The 2345-nt window shown below is 38.8% G+C and carries 1 protein-coding gene; it reads left to right on the forward strand.

Annotation, left to right across the window (positions count from 1 at the left end; translation table 11 throughout):
• Positions 1-688: 688 nt before the first annotated feature.
• The coding region (locus HRT50_RS18635) for a glycoside hydrolase family 6 protein (protein ID WP_291617299.1) at positions 689-2345 on the forward strand (1657 nt) is incomplete at its 3' end.

Here is a 2345-nt window from a genome sequence, read left to right on the forward strand (position 1 = left end):
GATAAATTAGTTGAATACTTGGCTGCTAAATCTGATGTAAGCTATTATGCCTAAATGATGGATACTGCTGTTGACTAAGGTCTAAGGGGCAAGCATCCCATGCGCACCACTAGGTTTAAATAAAGAATTTAAAGGCCGATATGTTTGTATAGGCCTTTTTATGCCTGAATATATCCCATAGTATATTTTTTAATAGTATCTCTCGCCATGACACAAATTCTAGTGTTATTTTTAGGCTAAAGCCTGATGAAATTGACTAGGTATTTCAGACTTGTCTTTTGTAGAATAAATCTTGTACTATTGGCATTATTTACGGTAAATTGTCCGACGTTTTTTCCTGTCAAAGGGAGATAAAATGCGCTAACTGTGCCATATAGCATTGATATGACAATAAAGAATAAAAAATAAGCTTTAATTATATACAAATAAATTCCATTCTAAATTTATTTGCTCTATTATCAGGTTATATAATGAGCTAATTTAAAATGTTGCTATATGGTGAAATTTTAAATTAGTTGTTGTATATGCTAGTCGCTAAAGGCCTAAACATATAATGGATTTCTATGTTTAGGTTGGTCAGCACTAGTATTTTTTTGAGGTGCAATGTAAGCGCTTACATTTTAGGTTGAGGGAATAATAAAAACAAAGGTTTAAACGCTGTAAATTATATAATCAAGGAAGTATTAAAATGAAGTTAATAATAATTAAAAAAAGTGTTTTTGCAGTACTCTGTGCTGCTAGTTTAAACGCAGCAGCCGCTGATTGTAGCTATACGATAGGCAATGAATGGGCAACTGGGTTTGTTGGTTCAATTACTATCACCAATACCGAAAGCAGCGTTATTGATGCTTGGCAGGTTGGTTGGAGTTATAGCGATGGCTCTTCTGTTGTTTCGTCTTGGACTGCTACAGTCTCTGGTAACAACCCTTACCAAGCCGAAGGTTTAGTTTGGAATAGTCAAATACAACCCGGAAATAGTGTTTCTTTTGGTTTGCAAGGACTCAAAGGAACTGAAGGCAGCGCAGCTGAAACACCAGAAATTAGCGGTAGTGTATGTAGCGGCGGTGTAAATACTGCGCCAACTGCTGAATTTAGCGTAACTGACAATGTCGGTTTAGCCCGAACTTTCGACGCATCAAATTCAAGCGATGATCAAAACGACGAACTTACTTACAGCTGGTCTTTTGATGATGGAGCAAGTTATTCAACCGTTAATCCACAACATACCTTTGCAGCTGAAGGTACTTACATCGTAACGCTTACCGTTTCAGATGGCGAAGCTATTGATACGGCAGAGCAATCTATTGAAGTCACTGATATTCCAGCAAACGGAGTGCCAGTAGCAAACATGACTTTTTTTATAGATGGCCGCAATGTAACGTTTGATGGCTCGACTTCAAGCGATCCTGAAAATGAAAGCCTATCTTATAGCTGGAATTTTGGGGATGGCGCCACTCGTGAGGGGGTAAGCGCTAACCATAACTATGCAGTGAATGGTTTATATTCGGTCACATTAACTGTTTCTGATGGTTTAGACAGTGCCACAACCAGTGTAGATGTTACCGTGGAAGGAGATGCACCGGGTGTTACGCATGTGGCGAATCCATTTCTTGGCGCAGCTGCCTATGTAAACGCTGATTATGCAACATTGGTTGATGGTTCTATCGCTTTAGAAACCGATGTTGAGCTAAAGGAAAAAATGGCGAAATTAAAAATGCAGCCTACCGCAGTCTGGTTAGACCGCATTGATGCAATATATGGCGGTGATGTTAACAGTGGCCGTTTAAGTTTAGAGCAACATTTTGAACAGGCACTATTGCAACAACAAGATGGCGTACCTATGACGGTGAATATTGTTGTTTATAACTTACCTGATCGTGACTGTGCTGCACTTGCTTCTAATGGTACTTTACATGCCGATAAAAATGGCTTAGAAATTTATAAGCGTGATTATATTGATGTAATTGCTGATATAGCTTCAGACCCACGCTTTAAAGAGTTAAGAATTATTGCCGTGCTAGAGCCTGATTCATTGCCTAACTTAGTCACTAATATGCGCGTATTAAAATGTGGTATGGTCGGTTCAAATGGTACCTACGTGAAAGGCGTTCAATACGCTATTTCTCGTCTAGCTCAACTTGATAACGTTTATACCTACTTAGATATCGCTCATTCCGGCTGGTTAGGATGGGTAACAAACCTTACCGGCGCAGTTAACTTATATACCGATGTTGTTGCTGGTGTTGCCGATGGTGATATGACAGTATTAGACGGTTTTATTTCAAACGTATCTAATTATACCCCGAGTGAAGAAGTCTTCTTACCTGATCCTGAATTTGATTTTG

The sequence above is a fragment of the Colwellia sp. genome, assembly GCF_013215345.1.
Taxonomy (GTDB): domain Bacteria; phylum Pseudomonadota; class Gammaproteobacteria; order Enterobacterales; family Alteromonadaceae; genus Colwellia.